Below are 1091 nucleotides of genomic sequence, written 5' to 3'. Positions count from 1 at the left end.
CATGAGCAAGTCATGATTCACTCGGTCAAAGAATTTCGATAAATCCACATCCACGGCAATCCTCCGCTTTTGTTTGATTATTTTTTGAACCTGCTTAACAGCTTGGTGCGCACTGCGATTTGGTCTGAACCCAAAACTATTCTCAGAAAAGCGTGGGTCAATAATTTCACTGATCACTTGTGTGATAGATTGCTGTATTACTCGATCAAGCACTGTGGGAATTCCCAGTTGCCTTTTACCTCCATCCGCCTTATCAATCTCCACTCGCTTAACGGGGTGAGGGTGATAAGACCCATTTTGTAATCGGCTTTTACATTGTTGCCAATGTGATTTAGCCCATTCAGGGAATTGTTCGATGGTGAGGTTGTCGACTCCAGGGGCCCCTTTATTTGCTTTTACTTGTTTCCAGGCTTTATTCACATTCGCGGGTGAAAATATTTGATCGAAAAGATCGTGGTTAAAGTTGAAGGCATCTTGCACTGGTTTACGTACCTCGGTGTCGTCACAGGGCTGTGATGTGTCGTCGTGATAGTAAGTCATGAGATTTTTTTTTCCTTCGGTTAAATGTTCAGCCCTTCACCATGTCCTACCCATTACGGTAGGCGTTTGGCTACTATGACATCGGCTGACTTCTGATAATTGACCGAGGAACATTACTGTTCCCGGTGCTTCCTAGGAATACGTCGGTTGTTGCTCATTCGCTTGCCTTCGATCGCAACCTTCGAGGCACCAAGAGGTTGATCACCCAGCCCCTTACTGGTATTTTTCCGAGCGTATGCGAAGGACGCGTCTTTATCAGATCTCCCCGGATAAGAGCTTGAACCTTCACTGCACAACTGCGTCATTTACGGTGGCCGTTAGATCACATGGCTTCGTTGTCTTGTGCCAACTCGCCTCCAGCCTACGCCTCATATGACGTTCTTGTTCATCAGCTCGCAGCTTTGCTAGCGGCTTCCTCCAGACTTCTCCTCGCGGATCAGCCCTTGCCATTCGCTAGTGGTTTGTCGTTTAATCACAACCTGTTTTCAACGGTGATCTTCCCACAGGGGACTTTCACCCCATAAATTCAAGCCCATGCCGGGCGTACACAA

1 protein-coding gene is annotated in these 1091 nt (G+C 47.2%); it reads right to left on the bottom strand.

All coding sequences use genetic code 11. The features are described 5' to 3' along the window. On the bottom strand, positions 1-540 hold a 540-nt coding region (locus LU351_RS20495), incomplete at its 3' end, for a reverse transcriptase domain-containing protein (protein ID WP_269783561.1). Between the last annotated feature and the right edge of the window lie 551 nt (positions 541-1091).

Source organism: Marinibactrum halimedae (genome assembly GCF_021234875.1).
Taxonomy (GTDB): Bacteria; Pseudomonadota; Gammaproteobacteria; order Pseudomonadales; family Cellvibrionaceae; genus Marinibactrum; species Marinibactrum halimedae.
This window is presented reverse-complemented; position numbering and strand designations above follow the sequence as displayed.